The following is a 20,664-nucleotide window of genomic DNA, read 5'->3' on the forward strand; positions in this document are numbered from 1 at the left end:
TTTTCAGCACATTTACAAACAATGCCTTTATTTTAGAAATGCATTTTTTTTCGGCCAGGAGCAGAAAATTAGATGTCTATATAAAAAAAATGTTTTTATTTATCCGTTGGTTGTTAAACGAAGATTTGAGGAAAATGAACCAGAACGAAATTAAGGCACTGATATCCTTGCTTGATGACGAAGATCATGAAGTGAGCCAGCATGTTGAAGGAAAAATCCTGTCTTTGGGCGGCAATGTGATCCCGTTTCTGGAGACAGAATGGGGCGAGAGCTTTAATCCGATCGTTCAGCGTAAAATTGAGGAACTGATTCACGAGCTCCAGCTGAGCATTATGATCGACCGGCTGCAGGCATGGAAAAACGGGGGCGGCCTGGATCTGCTGGAAGGTTTGTGGATCATTGCAACGTACCATTATCCGGACCTTTCGATGGAAAAGCTGAAGACGACCGTTGAACAGCTTTATTACGATATATGGATCCAGTTTCAGGAAGAAATGAATCCTGTGGACCAGATCAAGCGGATCAACAGCATATTTTTCGGGGTAATGAATTTTGCTGCCAATACCAAGAATTTTCATTCGCCTTCCAATTCCATGATCAATGTGGTGCTGGAAAGTAAAAGAGGCAACCCGATTACACTTTGCGTTATTTATCTGCTTATTGCCAGAAAGCTCGGCATGCCGGTTTATGGCGTTAATCTGCCGAATCTTTTTGTGCTTACGTACAAGAGTGAGAAGACGCAGTTTTACATCAATGTATTCAACCGCGGGATTATCTTTTCAAAAACCGATATTGACCATTATATCGCGCAGCTGAACATCAAGCCGAAGGATATTTTTTACCAGCCATGCACAAATCTGGAAATCGTGCAGCGCGTGCTGCGTAACCTTATCTTGTCTTACGAAAAAACCAGCGAGCAGGATAAAATAAAGGAAATTGAAAAAATACTGAAGTCTACGCTGGACGATACGGGCGAAAACTAATCCGATAATGCAATGGCCAGGCAATGGCCGTTGAACCAGCGCAGGTAAATACTGGAAGTTACAACGCGGTCCTCATCGGTAAGGATTCCTGTAATCACCGGCATTTCAGGATTGAAAGGCTGGATGTAAATGGAATCTTTGAAGCTGATTTTCTTTTTCCCGTAAAGCTTGTAAAGCGCTTCTTTGGCGCACCAGTAAGTACAAAGTACAGAAAGTTCGTTTCCTGCATGTTCAAATTCCGGTCCGGAAAGATACTTTCTGGAAGTTCTCTGCAGCTTTGCATCCGTTTTTTCCATATCAATTCCTACGGCTGAATACGGGTTAATGACAACGGCCACGTATTCAAATGTGTGTGTTATGGAAATATGCGAATCGTTATTGACCAGATATGCTTTTCCGTGCTCGTCCTTGTGCGTTCCGTTGTAAGTAATGCCAAACTGTTCTGCAAGTTGCTGGATGAGCAAACGGCTTGCGAGCCATTCCCGCTGTTTCTGCGGATGCGTAATTTTCAGCAGATCTTCTGAATTGTATGCATTGCCCAGTTTTTTTCTGAGCTCTGCTTCGGTTTCGGTGAGTTCCCAGAGCAGCAATGTACTGGTTTGGTGTATCTTTTCGGAATGAACGAGCGGCATGATAATTCTGTTTACAATTTTTATTTCAGTTCTGTAACCGGCCTGTATACTTTTGCCCGGATTTGAAAAACTGAATTTCTATCGCAAAATAAATAGAATGAATATTCACAAAGTAGATACTTTTTCCGGTCACAGAGACAGTGTTTACACAATTATTTCTGATCATACGGATCATGGTTTTTATTCGGCTGGCGGTGACGGTTTTGTGATCCATTGGGATCTGAACAAGCCGGATCTTGGAAATCTGGCTGCACGCGCGGGAAGTTCTGTTTACGCGCTGGCACTCGACAAAAGCAGCAATTCGCTCTGGATCGGACAAAATTACGAAGGTATTCAGGTACTTGATACGGTCAATAACAAGATTGAAAAAACTTCCAAAATCACGTCCGCAGCCATTTTTGACATTCAGATTGCTGACAGTAAAGCGTTGCTTGCCATGGGCGACGGCGTTATGATTGTCATGGATATTTCCAGCTTTGCCGTTCAGAAGCATATAAAGGTTTCCGGCAAAAGCATCCGTTCCATCTCGGTTAATCCTGCAACAAACGAGTTTGCTTCCGGCGACAGCGAATGCAATGTTCATATTTTTGACCTGGACGGTTTTAAATTAAAGAAAACGATCCGGTCACATTCAAATTCGGTTTTTTCCGTTACCTATTCACCGGACGGCAAATATCTTTTTACTACGGGCCGCGATGCACATCTCAAAATCTGGAATGTTGCCGCCGGCTATGAAATGATCGCCGACATTCCGGCACATTTGTACGCGATCAATGATATCGAATTCAGCCCCGACGGTCATTATTTTGCAACATGCAGTATGGATAAATCGGTAAAAGTTTGGGAAACAGCTACCTTTAAACTCAGAAAGATCATTGACCGTGCAAGGCATGCCGGGCATGGAACGTCGGTTAACAAACTGCTCTGGACAACCTTTGAAAATCAGCTTGTTTCGTGCAGCGATGACCGCATGATTTCAGTATGGAAGATTGGCTGATGCAATACTTATAATATGGTATTATTGGCAAATACTTTGAAAAATGCTACATATATCTTTAACTTACAAGGCCGTTTTTAACCAAGTACCAAAGCATAAAGTGCATTATGAAAATTTCCGCTATAGACATACGCAAGCACACTTTTGAAAAGATTTTCAGAGGTTATGATCCCGATGAAGTAGACGCTTTTCTTAACTCGCTGTCTCAGGAATGGGAGCGCATTGCAAGCGAAAACAATTTGCTGAAAATGCAGCTTGAATATGCTGAAAAGGAACTTAGTAAATTGAAGGACATTGAATCCACGCTTTTCCGGACCTTGAAAGCGGCCGAGGATACAAGCAGGCTGATCGAGAAAGAAGCAAATGAAATGGCCGAAAAACGGATTGAAGAATCACGTTCGGTAGCGGATGACCTTGTTGCCGAAGCGGAAAACCGAACAAGCCGGATCATTTCCGAAACTGAAGAGCGTCTGAGACTGCTTAAAGAAGAATTTGCTGCTGAAATCCGGTTGCAGGAACGTGACTTCAAGGCTATTGAAAATTTCCGGGACAATCTGATTGTGCAGCTTTCATCTCTGGCCAACTCTACGGTTGAAACGGTTGAACGCTTTGAGCAGAAGTTTGATAAAGAATCTATTTTAAATAGAATGGAAGAAATCAAGCTTCATATCAATGAAATAGAAATTCCGAAAAAACCGGTTGCATTGCCGGAAGCGGAAGAAACCGGAGAAGAAGTTGAGGAAACCGAAGAAGTAAACATCATTTTGCAGGACGAAAGACCGGATATTATTTTTGATGTAAGTGATCTGGAAAATGGTATTGCAGAAACCGAAACGGCACCGCAGCAAGAAGTGGAAACAGAAGTTACCGCTCCGCAGCCTGAACCGGAGCCGGAACCGGTTGCAGTAGCCGAACCGGCATTAGCCGAAATTCAGTACCGCGTGCAGGAAGAACCCAGAAGAAGCGCCGCAGATGAAGCCAACGAAGCGCTGGCCGAAATGCATCGTGCTGCGGAAAGAGCAAGAGACACTTCTCCGGGCATCAACAGACCAAGGACGCCGGAAAGCAATCAGCCGAAGAAAACAGGCGGTTCATTTTTTGATCAAATCTGATTTACATTGGGAACGATAAGCCTGGAAGGACTGGAATTTTTTGCATATCACGGTTATTATCCCGAAGAGCAGAGAATCGGTAACAAATACGCGCTGGATATCATCATTACAACCGATTTTATAAAAGCTGCACAACAAGACAAGCTCAGCGAAACGGTAAATTATGAAACCATTTACCAGATTGCTTCCAAAGTCATGCAGGAACCTGCCAAACTACTGGAACATATCGGTTTTACCGTCATAGAAAGAATCCGCGAGCATTACCCGTTGATTTCCAATATTACCGTAAGAGTTTCCAAATTCAACCCGCCGGTTGGTGGCGTATGCACCCGCGCAGTTATTACGATGGAAGGGTAGTTGCACAATGTTGTAACGTCTGGTTATGGGTTGTCATTGGTAGTCGCGTGTTGTCATTGGTAGTCACGTGTTGTCATGAATTGTCATGTGTTGTCATGGATTGTTAAATGTTGTCATGGATTGTAAACATTAACAATAAATGACAATCCATGACTAAAAATGACAATCCATGACTATAATGACAACAAATAACAATCCATGACTATAATTGACAATCCATGACCATTCATGACTAAAAATGACAATTCATGACTGTACTTGCACTGCATTCAACATGACAAATCAATACTCATGCGGAAGCTCTACATTGATAAGTTCATTCCATGGAAGGCCGTGCTGATTCAGCAATTCCATAAAAGGATCGGGATTTAGTTCTTCTACGTTATAAACGCCCGGTTTCATCCATTCTTCATTTGTCAGCATCAGCATGGCACCGATCATGGCGGGTACGCCGGTTGTGTAACTTACAGCCTGCGCTCTTACTTCTTCATAGCACTTGGCATGGTCGCAGTTGTTCCATACGTAATAAGTCTTTTCTTCACCGTTCTGGATGCCCTTGATCTGGCAGCCGATTGAAGTCTGGCCGGAATAGTTTTCTCCCAAAGTATCAGGAGCAGGAAGTACCGCTTTCAGGAATTCCAAGGGAACAATGTCAATGCCTTTGAACTTGATCGGATGTATGCTGGTCATTCCGACATTTTCCAGCACGTTCAGATGTGTAATATAAGCCTGGCCGAACGTCATCCAGAAACGTGCTCTTTTTAGAGTAGGAAAGTTTTTTACAAGCGATTCCAGCTCTTCGTGATAAAGCACATAACTTTCTTTCGGTCCGATTCCCGGATAGTCGATCGGTTTGTGAATGGACATGGCCGGAATTTCGACCCATTCGCCGTTTTCCCAGTAACGTCCGGGCTGTGTAATTTCACGGATATTGATTTCCGGGTTGAAATTCGTTGCAAACGCTTTTCCGTGATCACCGGCATTGCAGTCGATGATGTCCAGATAATGCATTTCGTCAAAGTGGTGTTTGTTGGCATAAGCGGTATAAACCTGCGTGACGCCAGGATCGAAACCACAGCCGAGTACAGCCATTAACCCGGCTTCCCTGAATCTTTCCTGATAAGCCCACTGCCAGCTGTATTCAAACTTTGCCACATCTTTCGGCTCGTAATTGGCCGTATCCAGATAATGAACGCCGGTTGCCAGACAAGCTTCCATAATGGTCAGATCCTGATAAGGCAATGCTACGTTGATCAGGACTTTCGGCTGAAAACGCTTGATCAGCAATACCGTTTCAGAAACAATATCCGCATCGACCTGAGCAGTTTCAATACTAACGCCGTGCATTTCGAGAATTTCGGCTGCTATTTTATCGCATTTGGCTTTGGTACGGCTTGCCAGCATGATTTCGGTGAAAACCTGACTGTTAAGCGCACATTTGTGTGCAACCACACTGCCAACGCCTCCTGCACCAATAATTAGAACCTTGGACATAATATATATTTTAATTACCTGACGGACCGTCCGGTTTTACAACGGCAAGTCAATTTTAAACTACCGGCAAATATAGACTTGCCGGCTAATTTTTCAATTTCCGCGGACAAAGAATTTAAACCCTTCTTTTCAGCAGATGAAAGAAGCCGGTTAAAGCAGTAATAAATTGGAATGATAAAAAGACGAAAACGTTTTCTAAACCAGATGCTTCCAGATTACATCGTAAACGTCGACGGCTTCAATTTCATCTTTTTCAAGTGAATTGTCCGTAATACAAACGGGATAATATTCTTTGGAAACATTGATGCCGCCGTGAGAACCTTTGATCAGCGTTGCATCAAGCGGAATGACATCCATCAGATAACGGAATCCAAGCAGCTTACGGCCCAGCTTATATCCCGCACGCAATTTGATCAACGGATTTTTAGGGTCCATAAACATTTCAACGGGATCATATCCGGGTTTTCGATGAATATCCACCAAATGCGCGTAATCCGGCGCTTTTGCATCGTCGAGCCAGTAATAATAAGTAAACCAGCTGTCCGGCTTGGCCAGAACCACAATGTCTCCCGAGCGTTCGTGATCGATATGATACTGTTTCTGAGCTTCTTTGTCCAGAATAAGGTCAATGCCCGGTGTTTTTTTAAGAATATTCAAAACCTGTTCTTTCACCGTTTCGTCATTCAGATAAATATGTGCGATCTGATGATCCGAAACGGAAAATGCCTTGGAAATGCCTGCGTCAAGTAATTCATACCAACGCTCTGTACGGACGGAAACAAGTCCTGCTTCTCTTAAAAGCCGGTTGATATGAATCGGATTATTTACCGGATTGATGCCGTACTCGGAAAGCAGGATTACTTTCGCATTTCTGGCTTCGTAAAATTTTACGAGTTCTTCCACCGTAGTGTCAATCTCGTTCAGTTCTTTGGTGATCTTTGAAAAATCAGGTCCGAACTTCTGCAGACAATAATCGAGATGTGGAAGGTATATTAATGTCAATGTCGGATTATGCTTTTTTTCAACCCACATGGAAGAATCTGCAATCCATTTGGTCGCTTTGATATTGGCATTCGGGCCCCAGAAATTGAACAAGGGAAACTGGCCAAGTTCCTTCTGCAGTTCGTCACGCAGTTCGGGCGGGTAGGAGTAGCAGTCCGGCGCTTTTACACCATCGGCATGATACTGAGGTCGCGGCGTTACTGAGAAATCGGCACTTGAATACATATTATACCACCAGAACATTTTGGCGCAGGTAAAATTCGGGTCCAGCTTTTTGGCTGCTTCCCAGATTTTTTCACCTTTGACAAGCTTGTTGGACTGTTTCCAGAACTTCACTTCAGAATCCTCGCGATCATACCAGCCGTTTGCCACGATTCCGTTTTCAGAAGGCCACTTGCCTGTTACATAAGTACTTTGTGAAGTAGTGGTAAGCGCCGGAAGCAGCGGCTTGATCCGCGTCAGATGATGTTTTTCAAGATAACTCTTCAGAAAAGGCGTATGCTCGCCGATTACGCTGGTGCTTAGCCCGACTATGTCAATAACAACTGTTTTATTCATAACTGAGTATTTTCTTCACCCATTCAATTTCCCTGACGATGGATTCGCCGATTGGCTTCTGCATGTCTTCGGGCAATACGCCCCAAGTGTAGGTTTCAACCTCAAGAAAGGAAGAAAAAGATTTTTCACGATGAAGCGCGAGTGTTTTTATAATATCGTCCTGCGTGGATTCCAGAACGCCATACGTATTTATAAATAGCGGAACATGAAAATGGACGCGCCATTCTTCCTGATTTTCATTCCAGTCGGAAAGTGCCTTGTCAAGGTCCGGGTAATGTTTTTTACTGTTATCGGAATTTCTCGCAACTACCTGATGAAGATAAACGGGCTCGTTGAAATTTTCTATTGCTTTGAGCTTGATTTCCTTTTCATTTGAAAAGTTCACCTTCAGCGCCGAGCTCACCTGAATCCGCCCGACCTGAATGCCGGTTTCAGCAAGCGATTGTAAAATTTCTTCCGGTTGTTCATAACCGACGGCTGCATGACAAATGTCGTAGCAGAGCTGAATGTGTTTTAAAATCGTTTCCCGGGCCTGTGAAGCAGAAAAGCCGTTTGTCCTTTCCAGATGTGCAATGCCTTTTGGTAAAAGCACATCGCGGTACCAGTTTACGAAATCGGTTGTATTATCCAGAATGCCGTCCGGTTCGGGTTCAATGTCCAGATGAAGAGACTTTCCGGTTTCATTTTCGATGATGATCAGCTTGTCAAGCAAATGGAGAATATGGCTGGTTGCCGTTTCTACGGCTCCGTGTTTTTCTTCATCCGTTTTCCACCAGAGCCGGTACGATAAAGGCGGCGTTGAAACACCGCCATGCATGCCTTCCGGAAGTAATGTCGCAAGAATATTGAAAAGCCGGATTGTGTACACAAGCCGGTCGGTTGTGGTCCAGTCCGGCGTATGCACATCGTCTTTTACAACCGTATTATGAAATCCGCTGTAAGGAAAACCGTTGATCACAAAAACATAAACGTTGTTTTCCTGCAGCCAGCTTTTGAATTCGGCCAGAACTTCCGGCTTGAAGAGCTCAACGGAAGCATCGTTTGCAATGCGTAAACCAAGGCCAAACGGCTCATTTCCGGCAAGCTGCTCACGAATGTAAGGGATGTTTTCACGCAGGGACCTGAAATGGTCGGCCCATTTTTCGCCCGGATGAATGTTGCTGCAGTAAGTTAAATGTCCGTATGGAGTATTCATAGTTCATATATTTCTGCTTCTGTGCTTTTACGGCACAAATAATTATTCCAGAACCCTGGATTCGGACAACTGAGCCTGAAATGCAGACAGGAAATCTACGGCATCAGAAATGATTTCTGTATCAAGTTCATGCACTTCTGTTCCTTTTCCGATTTTATCCAGAAGCATGATCGTTAACTGTCCGCCCAGATGCTCGCGGAATTCCTGCAAGCCGTTGCGCAGGTTGATTTTATCGTTTTCAGAAAGTTTCGGATGATATAGTTCAAAACCAAGCTTATGCAGCACTTCCAGAATACGGTTGAGATCGGCTTCCGGCAATCTGCCGGCTTTGGCCGCGTACACGCAGTCCAGCGCAATACCGATGGCAACGGCTTCGCCGTGACGGATTTCAAAGTTGGTCAGATATTCCAGCTTGTGCGCTGCCCAGTGGCCAAAGTCCAGCGGCCGTGAGGAACCAAATTCAAAAGGATCGCCGCCTGCGATATGGTCTGTATGCATTTCGGCGCAGCGGTGAATCAGATAAGCCATGGATTCCGTATCGCGGTGCGCAAGTGCGGTTGCATGCTCTTCCATCCATTCAAAAAAGCCTGCATCTTTAATAAGCGCAACTTTAATGGCTTCCGCAATTCCTGAACGCCAGTCACGGTCGTCGAGGCTTTTCAGGAAAGTAAGGTCATTGAATACGGCGACGGGCGGTGCGAATGTGCCCAGGAAATTCTTTTTGCCATGGAAATTAATGCTGTTTTTTACGCCAACACCCGAGTCGTTCTGGGAAAGCACGGTGGTCGGTATGCGGATCAGCTTGATACCGCGGTGTGAAACGGCTGCGGCGTAGCCCACAAGGTCAAGTACGGCGCCTCCGCCTATTGCTATGATAAAAGAATGCCTGTCAATGCCATAAGTATCAACAGCTTCTACAAGCCGGTTAAAAGTATTGATATCGTTCTTTGCAGTTTCCCCACCCGGAACCGATATGATTTCCGAAGCCAGCTGAACCTGCGGAACGGATTCACTGAAATAGGAACTGATCTGACCCGGGATTTCAGGATGATGATGTAAGAATCCTTCATCAGCTATAACCAGTGCCTTGCGCTGAAAACCCTGTTCGGAATAATCATTGAAGAAATTTTTCAGTAAAGGGTTTTTCTGGTCAAACAGATAATGTGTGAAAAATACAGCATAACTGTATTCGACTTTAAAACTTTGTTGTATGGTTTGCATTCCGGTAGCGGTACTAATTGAAATTAAAAGGGCTGTAATAACTAAACGTTGAAAGAAGGCGTTTTTACCTAAACGATGCCTGATCAAATTTAATTCTCAACTTGTTTAATAATGACTCTTTTGGGATAAAAAACCATTATTGAGGGGTAAAAATCAGGTTACGGCAAACGCCTTCGCCAGCCAGATCGATAACGGCAGCAAAGCCATAACTGCCAGTGCAACCGGCCACAACCCGAAGGCCACGCACCACGATGCATTCATGACTATAAGGTAAATCACACCGGCTTTTACCGCTTTCCCGATCATCGGTCCAACCGGATTCCGGACTGCATTCCACAGCGGGCGCCCGATGAGCCATGCATGCAGCAGTACGAATGGAAGTGTCAGCAAGATATTGCCCTGACTGCGTGCAATCGCCAGTTGGGAAGCCAGTACGATCAGATAAAGAAATGCGGCTATGTAAAGCGTCCTGCGTTTTCCGCCATGCACTTCATCCTGGCTGATCAGCGTAATGGCACCGATGTAGGCAATAGGCAGCAGTGCAATCCAGCCCCATTTATCAAAAGATTCCGGCACCACGCTCATGCCCAGAAGCAGGTTTCCGCCGCGGCACAAACCCATAAACAACGGTCCCAGAAAAACGGAATGCTTGGCGAACCGGTTATAAACAACCGTTAGCACGGCCACAACAAGCGCAATCATTCCGCTTGTAAAACCGAACATGGCGGCCGCCAGTACGCCAAGGAACAAAAGGCTGATGCCCATTAAAGTGGCTGACCTTAACGGAACTTTCCCGCTCGGAATCGGCCGCTCCGGACGTTCAATGCTGTCCAGTTTGGCATCAAAGACGTCATTCATAACAACGCCGCCGCCGTACAAGCCCAACGTGGAAACAACCAGCAATCCCGCCGAAAGGTCAGCGAAAGTAAATTGGGCAATGGCCATTCCGGCCAGTATGTCCGAAACCGCAGTAACAAGGTTGGCCGGCCTTGTTAATTGAATATAAGGTTTTAAACTGCTCACTTTATTGAATGACTAGGGAATCTTTGGCAGAAGCCGGTTGCTGCCCGCCTCTTAAAATGCTGTTACCGTGGAATTTGGCTGACTGATCAACTGCATGTCCGGCCTCAAAATCGGTAACGTCTATTTGTCCGCTTTTGCCAAAGGCATCAATGGCATTCTGATACGTTACAAGCTTGATCGTTTCGTCTGAAATTCCGCGCATTTTCATCAGCGCAGCCGTTTTAGGAATCGCTAGCGGATCGGAAATTCCCCAATCGGCCGCGGAATTAACCATAATGCGTTCCGGCCCGTATTGTTCCACCACTTTCACCATCCGCTCATTGCCCATTTTGGTAAACGGATAAATCGTGAAAGCTGCCCAGAATCCATTGTCCAGCACACTTTTTACCGTTTCTTCATTGTTATGGTCGATAATGACCCACGACGGATCAATGCCGTGTTCCAAAGCAATTTCCATGCTGCGTATCGTTCCTTTCTTTTTGTCGCGGTGCGGCGTATGGATCTGAACAGGAAGTTTTGCTTCTTTGGCCAGTTCCAGCTGAAGACGGTAATATTTTTCTTCGGCAGGTGTCTGGTCATCAAAACCGATTTCGCCGACTCCGACGACGCCTTCCTTGTAAATGTAAAGCGGCAGGATTTCCATCACCTGTTCAGCAAGCGGTTCGTTGTTCGCTTCCCGGGAATTCAGGCCCATTGTACAGTAATGCTTGATCCCGAACTGTGAAGAACGGAACCTTTCCCAGCCGACCAGACTGCTGTAATAATCCTTGAAGCTGGAAAGTCCCGTACGCGGCTGCCCGACCCAGAATGCAGGCTCGATGAGTGCGATGATTCCGGCCTGGCGCATGGCTTCGTAATCATCTGTTGTACGTGAAACCATGTGAATATGCGGATCAAAAAACTGCATTCCTTTAATCAGGTCCTTGTATTCGTTCCAGGCAATTTCGCGGTGTGCGGGCGAGGCATTGGCTTCTTCACTTTCTTCAAAGTGAGAAGGGTTCTGTATATTTTCGTTATGATTCAGGCACATAGTATATAATGATCAGTATTCAAGTTCCGCCCAGTTCAGCGATCCGGATTTTACAGATTTTTCAAGATCACCGTAACGGGCTAATAAATCTTTTGCAGCAGGAAAATCCGATTCACTGCAGGCCAGTGCCGCAGCTTTCCGGTCAGCAGGATCATTCGACTGAAACAAATGTTCCATATCGGGCAACAAAGCTTCATTGATGTATTTTCCGACCAGTCGCCAGACCTGCGAGGGAACGCTCCGTCCGGCCGCCCAGCGTTCATGCGCGAAATCGGAAAGCGTGGCAGCCAGTTTTTCGTTGGCCCGGTTTCCAAGTCCTTCGATCAGATGCACGGGCTTGTCGTTGAAAATCGTTTTCAGTACCAGCTGGTTCCATGCAAGTTCGGAGAAATGCATTTCAGGATACGGATTACGCAGTGCAATGGCATCAAAAACAAAACCCATATTGGAACGCACGGCGTCCGTTGCCCTGAAAAGCCACTGTTCCGGATAAGCCAGCAGCGGCAATGCGGAGTAAAGCGCCACGAGTTCATTCATTTCCGCCGTATCAAAAAGCGTCTCGATATTTTTGACATACGCTTCTTTGTCCGACGAATCCAGCTGCGTCAGCAGCCATACGCGGCTCAGCCTGGCAAGCGACCAGTTTTCGACTGAAAAGCCTTTGATTGCTGCATTCAGTTCTGACTGAACCTGTGCAGGAATGCTGATGATTTTTTTTGAAACAGAGCGCGGAACGGCTACAAATCCCGTCATCAGTTCCATCGGGCTGGAAGTGCTTTTTTGCCGCAGCCATTCGGCTTCCTGAGCAGAGGTGTTCAGGACAATTATTTCCCAGAGTTTTTGTTTTATGAAATCGGACATAACGTATGAAACTTATACTTGGATTACAGAAAACTATCCTGCAATCCGTCTTTTATGGTGTGTTATTCAAAAATCAGAACCGTATTGTTAACATAAAGTTTACGTTACCGCTATTATAACGCTTTTGGCTTCCGGAAGTCTCATTTAAAATCATGATTGCTGCCAGTTTTAATGAAAATCTAATATCAATGCTGCTTTAAGCCCTGTTTTCAGGATTTTCGTTCCGAAAAGATAGTACAGCATTTGTACAACGGTTTCGCTGTTTCTGCCAACAAGAAATCATTAGCTGTTCATTATCTCTTCAATTTCATCCGCTTCAATCGGAATAAAGCTCATCAGGTCCAGATTGCCGTCTTCCGTGATCAGGATATCATTTTCCAGACGGATTCCCAAACCTTCTTCTCTGATATATATTCCCGGCTCGCAGGTGAAAACCATTCCGGGTTCAAAACGGCGGTATTTGTTTCCGACGTCGTGAATGTCCAGGCCGAGAAAATGCGAAGTGCCGTGCGGAAAGTATTTTTTGTATGCCGGCCAGTCGGGATCCTGCTTTTCAATGGATTCCCTGGTCAGCAGCCCCAGGCCGATCAGTTCGCTTTCCATGATTTTTCCCACTTCTTTATGATACTCATCCCATATATTGCCCGTTACCAGCATGCTTTTGGAAGCTTTGAATACGCGTAAAACGGCGTCATAAACCTCGCGCTGACGTTTGCTGAAACGGCCGTTTACCGGAATGCTCCGCGTAAGATCGGCTCCGTAATTGGCATATTCGGCGGCAACATCCAGTAATAATATATCGCCGTCCTTGCAGGGCTGGTTATTCTGAATATAATGTAAAATGCATGCATTGGCGCCGGAAGCGATGATCGGCTGGTAGGAAAACCCTTTTGAACGGCTGCGCACAAATTCATGCAGCAGCTCTGCTTCCACCTCAAATTCCTGAACGCCCGGCTTTACAAATTTCAGTAACCTGTCAAAGCCCTTACCTGTAATTTCACACGCTTTCTGCAGTAACCCGATTTCAGCAGGCTGTTTGATTGCGCGCAGGTGATGCATGATCGGAGCGAGGCGCACAAGATTATGAACCGGATATTTTTCCCTGAACTCATGCACAAAGCGGGCTTCTCTGGTCTGGACCGGCGAATCGTTGCGGGTATGCTCGTTGGTGTTCAGATATACATTTTCGGCCTCAAAAACGATTCCCTGAAATATAGTTTCATACTGATGCGTCCAGTAAACGGACCGGATGCCCGAAACTTCCCGTGCCTGCTCTTTTGTGAGTTTTTCGCCTTCCCAGACTGCGATCAGTTCATTGGTTTCTCTTACAAAAAGCACTTCCCTGAACTTTTCGTCGGGATGATCCGGGGAAATAACCAGAACCGTTTCTTCCTGATCGACGCCCGTAAGGTAAAATAAATCCGGGTTCTGTTTGAATCCCATGGAACCGTCCGCGCTCGTCGGCATGATGTCGTTGGAGTTCAGTACAACCAAAGACCTGGGTTTCAGCAATTCGGAAAGACGCCGGCGGTTTTCTATAAACAGGGATTTGTCAACAGGGAAGTAACGCATGTTGTGTATTTTTTGTAACTGGTAATTTATTTTGTAAAATTACGTTTATCTTGTTCGGAATATCAGAATAAACAGACTTAATATTCTTCATTGACAAATATTGCCGCTGCCCGCTTTTTTTGTTTTTATTTAGCCGGAAAAAAACCAACTATACATTCAGCTCCATGAAAAAATTTCTTTTACTTGCCTTCTTCTTCATTCCTGGTATATTATCCGCAAGTTCCAAATACTGGATTTATCTCAAAGATAAAGATCTGAATGCTGCGCCGGCCGTTTCCATGCTTACTTTGGAAAACAGGCAAAAACTCGGGCTTGTCAACGCGGACGAAACCGATCTGCCGGTAAAACAGGAGTATGAAGTTGCTCTTCAGAATGAATCCGTAAAAATCATTAACCGTTCCAAATGGCTCAATGCTGTATCCGCGACACTTACAAGCGAGCAGGCCATGAAGGTGCGTCAGCTGGATTTCGTGCAGGAAGTCGTTCCGATTGATCCGGGATTTTATATTGCCCGTACGCAGCCAATCGAAAAAGCACAGATGGCACCGGTGATGTCGCAGGTTCAGGCCAATGTATTTCTGAAAGAAGGCATTACGGCAAAAGACGTAACGATCGGTGTTATTGATGCGGGCTTTTACGGTGCGGATTCGTCCATGTCGCTGACCAAAATATTTTCAAATAACAGGATTCTGGGAATCAGGGATTATGTAAAACCCGGCCGCCCGGGAAATCTGCTGTTCAGTACGGCGGAATCATTTTCAGACATGCACGGAACGGAAGTACTGGCTGCTATTTCCGGAATGGACTACAAGGATCAGATGCAGTACGGAATGGCAATCAACGCAAAATTTTATCTGGCCAGAACCGATTACTCGCTCCGCGAATACAGAGGCGAAGAGGATAACTGGATTGCCGCCATGGAATGGATGGACAGTCTGGGCGTGCGCCTGATCAACACTTCGCTTGGCTACGCAAAAGGGTTTTCGGACCCGAAAGAAAATTATGTTCCTTCGCAAATGGACGGAAAAACGAGTGCCATAACGCGTGCCGCACAGATTGCTTCGGACAAAAAAGGGATTATGCTGATCGTTTCCGCAGGCAATGAAGGCGAGGATAAAAGCTGGGAAATCATATCCGCACCAGCCGATGCGCAGGGCGTTCTGGCCGTAGGTGCAACAAACGGGAAGTTGTGGAACCGGATTGGTTACAGCAGCACCGGGCCGGAGTTTTTGCCTTATGTAAAGCCCAATGTTTCCTGTTTTTCACTGTACGGAACCTCGCTATCCGCGCCGGTCATTACGGGCTTTGCAGCCTGCCTTTTACAGGCCAATCCAAACCTGACCAACAAGGAACTGCTTTCGCTGATCGAAAAATCGGCGCATTTGTATCCGTACGGAAATAATTACGTCGGCTACGGCGTGCCGCTGGCTTCCCGTGCGCTTGCACTGGCAAAAGCGCCTTATCTGCCGAACAATTCGAGGCTTGTTACGGCAAGCGGCCGTACGTGCGAAATAGAAGTCGCCAGTCAGGACTCGCTGGTTGCGATTTACCGGAAAAAGAATGACAAGGACGTTTTGTCGCAGCAAGTCGGAAAAATACAGAACGGCAAGATTTCACTCAAACGCCAGAACGGCGAACGATTTACAACCATCGATCTGAAGGATTCCGTTGTGGAAGTGCAGTGGAATTAAGGAAGTTTCCGGTTTGTAAATGCGTGCTTTCGGAATTGCAGCTTTTATGTCTTTAACGCTTTATCAAACAGCTTTTTCGAAGCGGAAGCTGAAATCATTAAATCCGCCGAACCGGCAGTTGCCGAATATATAAACTGCAAAAATACAAACCGGCATTATAAACTTTTGTGTGTGATCGAACACGCAATAGGAATTTAGACTTATATTAGCAGAAAAAAATAACATATTCGTTATCTTTATATCTTGTAAAACTCCTGAATTTGAGTTGGTAATTAAAAATCCAGGCGTAATTTGTTCAAAACTATTTACCTAATCCCTGATAATAATGAGTACATCCAGAAGAGACGTTCTGAAAATGGCAGGACTCGCACTTGCCGGCAGCGCAATGCCTGCTGTCACCATTCTCAATCCGAACCGTGCATTCGCCGGTGTGAACAGCGAAACGCTGAAAGTTGGTTTGATCGGTTGCGGCGGACGCGGTTCCGGTGCTGCAAACCAGGCCCTGAAAGCTGATCCGAACGTTGTACTGCATGCCATGGGCGATATTTTCAAGGACAAAATGGATTCGTCGCTTGAAAACCTGACCAAAGTGCATGGTGCGAAAGTAAAGGTGGACGAAGGCCACAAGTTCATCGGTTTTGATGCATTCAAAAAAGTGCTGGATTCAGGCGTCGATGTGGTTATTCTGGCTACGCCGCCGCATTTCCGTCCCGAGCACCTTACTGCTGCAATCAATGCAGGAAAACATGTATTCTGTGAAAAACCGGTAGCCGTAGATGCACCCGGCGTTCGTAAAGTCCTGGATGCTGCAAAGCTGGCCAAGCAGAAGAACGTTTCGCTGATGTCCGGTTTCTGCTGGAGATACCATGAGCCAAAGCGTGCCAGCTTCGGGAAAATCCTGGACGGCGCGGTAGGCGATATTTCTGCTGTTTACAATACGTACGATACCGGAACACTCTGGTCGTTCCCGCGCGTTGCCGGCTGGACAGATGCTGAATATGTGCTGCGCAACTGGACTTATTATACCTGGCTGGCAGGCGATCACATTGTAGAACAGGCCGTTCACAGCATTGACATGATGTCATGGGCAATGGGCGGAAAGCTGCCTTTGTCATGCGTTGGAACCGGCGGAAGACAAGTTCGTACGGATGCATTGTTCGGAAACATTTTCGATCACTTTGCTGTAACATATGAATATGAGAACGGCGTAAAAGGATTCCATCATTCCAGACAGCAGGCCAACTGCGAAAACAGTTATCTGGTGGAAACGATCGGAACAAAAGGACGCGCCATGGTGAACTGCGCGCGTAACGTACACGAAATCTACGGACAGAATCCATGGAAATACGAAGGTGTACAGAATGATATGTACCAGACAGAACATAACGAGCTGTTTGCTTCCATCCGAAGCGGAAAGCATGTGAATGACGGCGAATTCATGGCGCAAAGCACCCTTCTTGCCATCATGGGAAGAATGGCCGCTTACACCGGAAAACGCATTACCTGGAATGAAGCAATGAACTCAACAGAAAAACTCGGACCGGATACATACAGCTTTGATATGAAACCGCCGGTTGTTGAAGTTGCCAAACCTGGTATCACTGCTTTTTCATAATATATGCAAAGAAGGGAATTTCTGAAAAACACTGCGCTTGCGGCTACGGCCGCAGCAGTGGGAACTACGCTGGTTTCCGAAGCCACGGCCGCCCCGATGGCCAGACCAATGATCAAAAAAAGTCTGAAATGGGGAATGGTCAAAGAAGAACTTTCCATTATGGACAAGTTCAAGCTGCTGAAAGATCTGGGCTATGACGGTGTCGAACTGGATTCGCCGGACAATCTGGATATGAAAGAAGTGTTGGCAGCAAGAGACAAAACAGGTCTGGAACTGCCGGGAACTGTCAATTCGATGCACTGGAAACTGCCGCTTTCCGATCCTGATCCGAAGAAAAGGGAAGAATGCGTGAAATCCATTGAAAAAGCATTGCGCGATACCAAGCAATATGGCGGAACAACGGTTCTGGTGGTGCCGGGTGTTGTCAATGCCAGTGTGAGTTACAAAGAAGCATACGAGCGTTCGCAGGCGGAAATCCGCAAGCTGTTGCCGGTTGCAGAAGAAACAGGCGTTAAAATCGCTTTCGAAAATGTCTGGAACCAGTTTTTGCTGAGCCCGCTGGAAGCCGCACGCTATGTCGACGAGTTCAATCATCCGATGGTCGGTTGGTATTTCGATGTAGGAAATGTACTGCGTTACAGCTGGCCCGCTTCCTGGATTGAAGCACTGGACAAGCGCATCCTGAAACTGGACCTGAAAGAATTCAGCTTCAAGAAACAAAACGAGCTTGGCCTGTGGAAAGGTTTTGACGTTGAGTTTATGGAAGGCGACTGTAACTGGGCCGACGTAAACAAAGCGCTTCAGAAAATCGGCTATTCCGGATGGGCTTCTGCGGAAGTGGCAGGCGGAGACAGAAAACGGCTGCTGACGATCCGTGAAAAAATGGATGAAGTCTTCAAAGCGTAATCATATCATTTTACCAAATCAAAAGAGCCTGAAATTTCAGGCTCTTTTGATTTTACGGCTTTTTGAAAAACAGTTTTACTTGACTTTGTAACGCGTTCTTGCATAATGGCGCAGGGTTGAAATTTTCAGCTGCTTGTTAGTGATCTGCACCAGTTTGTAAGATTTGAACTCCTTGTTCTTGTCCAGAAAACCGATGATGCACGACTGTTCCTTGTCGCCTTTCCGGATTTCCACTTTGGGTTCAATGCCGAAATTCGGAATCGTTATCGAGTCTTCGGCTTCCAGTTCCTTGTATTTCATTTTAACAAGAAAATCGAAAGTTGACTTTGTTTCATACACATCGACGGCAAATTTCCAGTCATTCAGCGGATCTTTCACCTTTTCCGAATAACTCGCCACAGGCGAAGAATTTACAGACGTTCTTTCCGTATTGATGGTGTCATTGACTACCTTCATGGACGGTTCTGCTTTGCTATCCTGCTTATTTTGTTGGTTACAGGCAAGCATGGCCAGTAAAATGAAGAAGCTGTAATATTTCATGACAAGAATCATTTGGTTAAAGGTCGACATGCTTTTGCAATATACCTTTGTTATTTGCATTAAATGAAATATTTTACCAGTTACATTTAAAACCAAGCGCCGATATCCCGCCTCATATCTTTTACTTAAACCATGGCATTGAACTATATTTTTGTTGCATTCTTTGTAATTGCCTTTCTGTTAGCCACTTTAAAATTCATCCTGACCGGCGATGTTCAGACTTTCAAGGCGATAACGGAAGGAATGCTGGAAATGGCCAAAGTTGCAGTTATGGATATTGCCTTGCCGCTGACCGGCGTCATGACGTTTTTTCTGGGTATTCTGAACGTGGGCGAAAAAGCCGGGATCATCAATGTGCTTGCCAGATTTATAGGCCCGTTTTTCAATAAACTTTTTCCCGAAGTCCCGAAAGATCATCCCGCAAACGGACAAATGATCATGAATTTTTCGGCCAATATGCTCGGTCTGGACAATGCCGCAACGCCGTTCGGGCTTAAAGCCATGCAAAGTCTTCAGGAACTCAATCCGAGTAAAGACACGGCTTCCAACGCACAGATCATGTTTCTGGTGCTGCATACCTCCGGTCTGCAGATAATTCCGTTGTCCATTATTGCGCAAAGGGCCATTCTGGGCGCTGCAAGTCCTTCCGACGTATTCATTCCGTGCGTGGTCGGGACTTACGTCACGACGGTTGTGAGTATGATCATTACGGCAACCTGGCAAAAGATTAATCTCTTCAACCGGACCGTTATGCTCGGGCTCGGAAGTGTAACGGCATTCATCGGGCTTGCATTATGGTATTTGTCCGGCCTGCCGAAAGAACAGATTGAACTGATTTCCGTATTGACAGGAAATTCCATATTACTGTTTATCGTAGCCGGATTTCTGTTTTGGGGAATGTATAAAAAGGTCAATGTTTTTGAAACTTTTATTGAAGGCGCAAAAGGCGGCTTTACAACTTCCGTGACCATCATTCCTTACCTCGTCGGGTTGCTCGTTGCCATTAGTGCGTTCCGGAACTGCGGCGCCATGGATTATCTGATTGAAGGACTGAAATGGCTTTTTTCATTGTCCGGATTGAATACCGACTTTGCGGATGCCTTGCCGGTTGCGCTCATGAAGCCGCTGAGCGGGAGCGGGGCAAGAGCGCTGATGATCGATGCGATGAAAGAATTCGGGCCGGATTCATTTATTGGCCGTCTCGTATGTATTTTCAATGGCTCTGCAGATACGACCCTTTACATTGTAGCGCTTTATTTTGGTTCTGTCGGCATCAAAAACACGCGGTACGCCATTGTAGCGGGGTTAATTGCCGATCTGATCGGCGTTCTGGCCGGAATATGGCTGGGTTACCTGTTTTTTCACTAAAATTTCCTGCTCCGTTCCAGTTACCGTTTTACCCTTTGAAGTAACCGTCCGTACAAAATGGATGGCTGTTTTTTAATGGAAGGCGTAATATTGATTATCTAACTACGGACAGTTTATGCTGAAACATTTCTCCAGATTCCTGCTTGTTTCCGTTCTGATTTTCAGAATGATGTTACTGCCGGCAGCCTTTGCACAAAACAATGTCAACCAGCCGGCAAATACGTACTCTCTTGAAGATTGTATCCGGATTGCGCTTGAAACCAATCCGCAGGTGAAACAGGCGGAACTTCAGGTGCAGTCGGACAACAACATTTACCAGCAGTCCAAATGGCAGCGGTTTCCGAGCGTAAGCTTCAGTGCCGGGCAGGGGTTCAGTTTCGGGTTCTTCCCCAATTTTGGTGGTATGTATGTGCATTGTAAATTACCATTTAGGCGTTCAGACTTATCATGGATGCCACTTGTCTGATTTTTCCTTCTTCCGCTGAAACATTTAAGGTAACAGCCCTT

At 45.8% G+C, this 20,664-nt stretch carries 19 protein-coding genes; 9 read left to right on the forward strand and 10 right to left on the reverse strand.

The genetic code is table 11. The annotated features are described in order from the left end of the window. Positions 1-134: 134 nt before the first annotated feature. On the forward strand, positions 135-983 hold the full coding sequence (locus FEM33_RS01410) for a transglutaminase-like domain-containing protein (RefSeq protein WP_139010332.1): 849 nt from the start codon (positions 135-137) through the stop codon (positions 981-983). Here FEM33_RS01410 and FEM33_RS01415 read toward each other — a convergent pair. Continuing rightward, positions 980-1,615 (reverse strand): 4'-phosphopantetheinyl transferase family protein, encoded by a 636-nt coding sequence (locus FEM33_RS01415; protein WP_139010333.1) that lies wholly within the window; start codon positions 1,613-1,615, stop codon positions 980-982. The two genes, FEM33_RS01410 and FEM33_RS01415, sit on opposite strands and share 4 nt — an antisense overlap. Before the next feature lie 97 nt (positions 1,616-1,712). On the opposite strand from FEM33_RS01415, the gene FEM33_RS01420 reads away from it, so the two are divergent. From FEM33_RS01420 to folB, 3 genes are all read left to right on the forward strand, one after another. Then, positions 1,713-2,612, forward strand: coding sequence for a WD40 repeat domain-containing protein (locus FEM33_RS01420; RefSeq protein WP_139010334.1), 900 nt, complete (start codon positions 1,713-1,715; stop codon positions 2,610-2,612). A 107-nt stretch (positions 2,613-2,719) separates the two neighbouring features. Then, entirely contained in the window at positions 2,720-3,724 is a 1,005-nt protein-coding gene (locus tag FEM33_RS01425) for a DivIVA domain-containing protein (protein ID WP_139010335.1), read from the forward strand. 6 nt (positions 3,725-3,730) lie between these two features. Further along, positions 3,731-4,081: a dihydroneopterin aldolase gene (gene folB / locus FEM33_RS01430; protein ID WP_139010336.1), complete on the forward strand. Its 351-nt coding sequence runs from the start codon at positions 3,731-3,733 to the stop codon at positions 4,079-4,081. A gap of 282 nt (positions 4,082-4,363) precedes the next feature. On the opposite strand, the gene FEM33_RS01435 is transcribed toward folB, so the two are convergent. The 8 genes from FEM33_RS01435 to FEM33_RS01470 form a co-directional block, all read right to left on the reverse strand. Further along, on the reverse strand, positions 4,364-5,575 hold the full coding sequence (locus FEM33_RS01435; protein WP_139010337.1) for a saccharopine dehydrogenase family protein: 1,212 nt from the start codon (positions 5,573-5,575) through the stop codon (positions 4,364-4,366). Between the two features lie 195 nt (positions 5,576-5,770). After that, positions 5,771-7,135 carry an alkaline phosphatase family protein gene (locus FEM33_RS01440; protein ID WP_139010338.1) on the reverse strand — a complete coding sequence of 455 codons (1,365 nt, stop codon included), beginning with the start codon at positions 7,133-7,135 and terminating at the stop codon, positions 5,771-5,773. Further along, positions 7,128-8,330 (reverse strand): metabolite traffic protein EboE, encoded by a 1,203-nt coding sequence (eboE, locus tag FEM33_RS01445; RefSeq protein WP_139010339.1) that lies wholly within the window; start codon positions 8,328-8,330, stop codon positions 7,128-7,130. The genes FEM33_RS01440 and eboE overlap by 8 nt, the downstream gene beginning before the upstream one ends. A gap of 42 nt (positions 8,331-8,372) precedes the next feature. Then, positions 8,373-9,551 carry a 3-dehydroquinate synthase gene (locus FEM33_RS01450; protein WP_139010340.1) on the reverse strand — a complete coding sequence of 393 codons (1,179 nt, stop codon included), beginning with the start codon at positions 9,549-9,551 and terminating at the stop codon, positions 8,373-8,375. 153 nt (positions 9,552-9,704) lie between these two features. Continuing rightward, complete coding sequence (eboC, locus tag FEM33_RS01455; RefSeq protein ID WP_161597047.1) at positions 9,705-10,574, reverse strand: UbiA-like protein EboC; 870 nt, start codon at positions 10,572-10,574, stop codon at positions 9,705-9,707. 1 nt (position 10,575) lies between these two features. Continuing rightward, entirely contained in the window at positions 10,576-11,604 is a 1,029-nt protein-coding gene (locus tag FEM33_RS01460) for a TatD family hydrolase (protein WP_139010341.1), read from the reverse strand. A 12-nt stretch (positions 11,605-11,616) separates the two neighbouring features. Further along, positions 11,617-12,465, reverse strand: a complete 849-nt coding sequence (locus tag FEM33_RS01465) for an EboA domain-containing protein (protein WP_139010342.1) — start codon at positions 12,463-12,465, stop codon at positions 11,617-11,619. A 282-nt stretch (positions 12,466-12,747) separates the two neighbouring features. Further along, the gene (locus FEM33_RS01470; protein ID WP_139010343.1) at positions 12,748-14,037 is read right to left on the reverse strand and encodes an aminopeptidase P family protein; all 1,290 of its coding nucleotides are present in this window, start codon (positions 14,035-14,037) and stop codon (positions 12,748-12,750) included. Positions 14,038-14,201: 164 nt separating this feature from the next. Between FEM33_RS01470 and FEM33_RS01475 the strand changes: the two genes are divergently transcribed. The 3 genes from FEM33_RS01475 (at position 14,202) to FEM33_RS01485 (ending at position 18,249) form a co-directional block, all read left to right on the forward strand. After that, on the forward strand, positions 14,202-15,728 hold the full coding sequence (locus FEM33_RS01475; protein WP_139010344.1) for a S8 family serine peptidase: 1,527 nt from the start codon (positions 14,202-14,204) through the stop codon (positions 15,726-15,728). A 355-nt stretch (positions 15,729-16,083) separates the two neighbouring features. After that, positions 16,084-17,343, forward strand: coding sequence for a Gfo/Idh/MocA family protein (locus tag FEM33_RS01480; RefSeq protein ID WP_139010355.1), 1,260 nt, complete (start codon positions 16,084-16,086; stop codon positions 17,341-17,343). A gap of 3 nt (positions 17,344-17,346) precedes the next feature. Beyond that, the gene (locus FEM33_RS01485) at positions 17,347-18,249 is read left to right on the forward strand and encodes a sugar phosphate isomerase/epimerase family protein (protein ID WP_139010345.1); all 903 of its coding nucleotides are present in this window, start codon (positions 17,347-17,349) and stop codon (positions 18,247-18,249) included. 75 nt (positions 18,250-18,324) lie between these two features. On the opposite strand, the gene FEM33_RS01490 is transcribed toward FEM33_RS01485, so the two are convergent. Beyond that, a complete protein-coding gene (locus FEM33_RS01490; protein WP_229214025.1) occupies positions 18,325-18,819 on the reverse strand; it encodes a hypothetical protein in 495 nt (164 codons plus the stop codon). A 102-nt stretch (positions 18,820-18,921) separates the two neighbouring features. Here FEM33_RS01490 and FEM33_RS01495 point away from each other — a divergent pair, with 102 nt between their 5' ends. Both FEM33_RS01495 and FEM33_RS01500 read left to right on the forward strand, forming a co-directional pair. Continuing rightward, a complete protein-coding gene (locus tag FEM33_RS01495) occupies positions 18,922-20,157 on the forward strand; it encodes a spore maturation protein (RefSeq protein WP_138281049.1) in 1,236 nt (411 codons plus the stop codon). A gap of 115 nt (positions 20,158-20,272) precedes the next feature. Then, positions 20,273-20,623, forward strand: a complete 351-nt coding sequence (locus FEM33_RS01500) for a TolC family protein (RefSeq protein ID WP_229214026.1) — start codon at positions 20,273-20,275, stop codon at positions 20,621-20,623. The last annotated feature ends 41 nt before the right edge of the window (positions 20,624-20,664 follow it).

This window comes from Dyadobacter flavalbus, assembly GCF_006149045.1.
In the GTDB taxonomy this organism is placed as follows: Bacteria; Bacteroidota; Bacteroidia; order Cytophagales; family Spirosomataceae; genus Dyadobacter; species Dyadobacter flavalbus.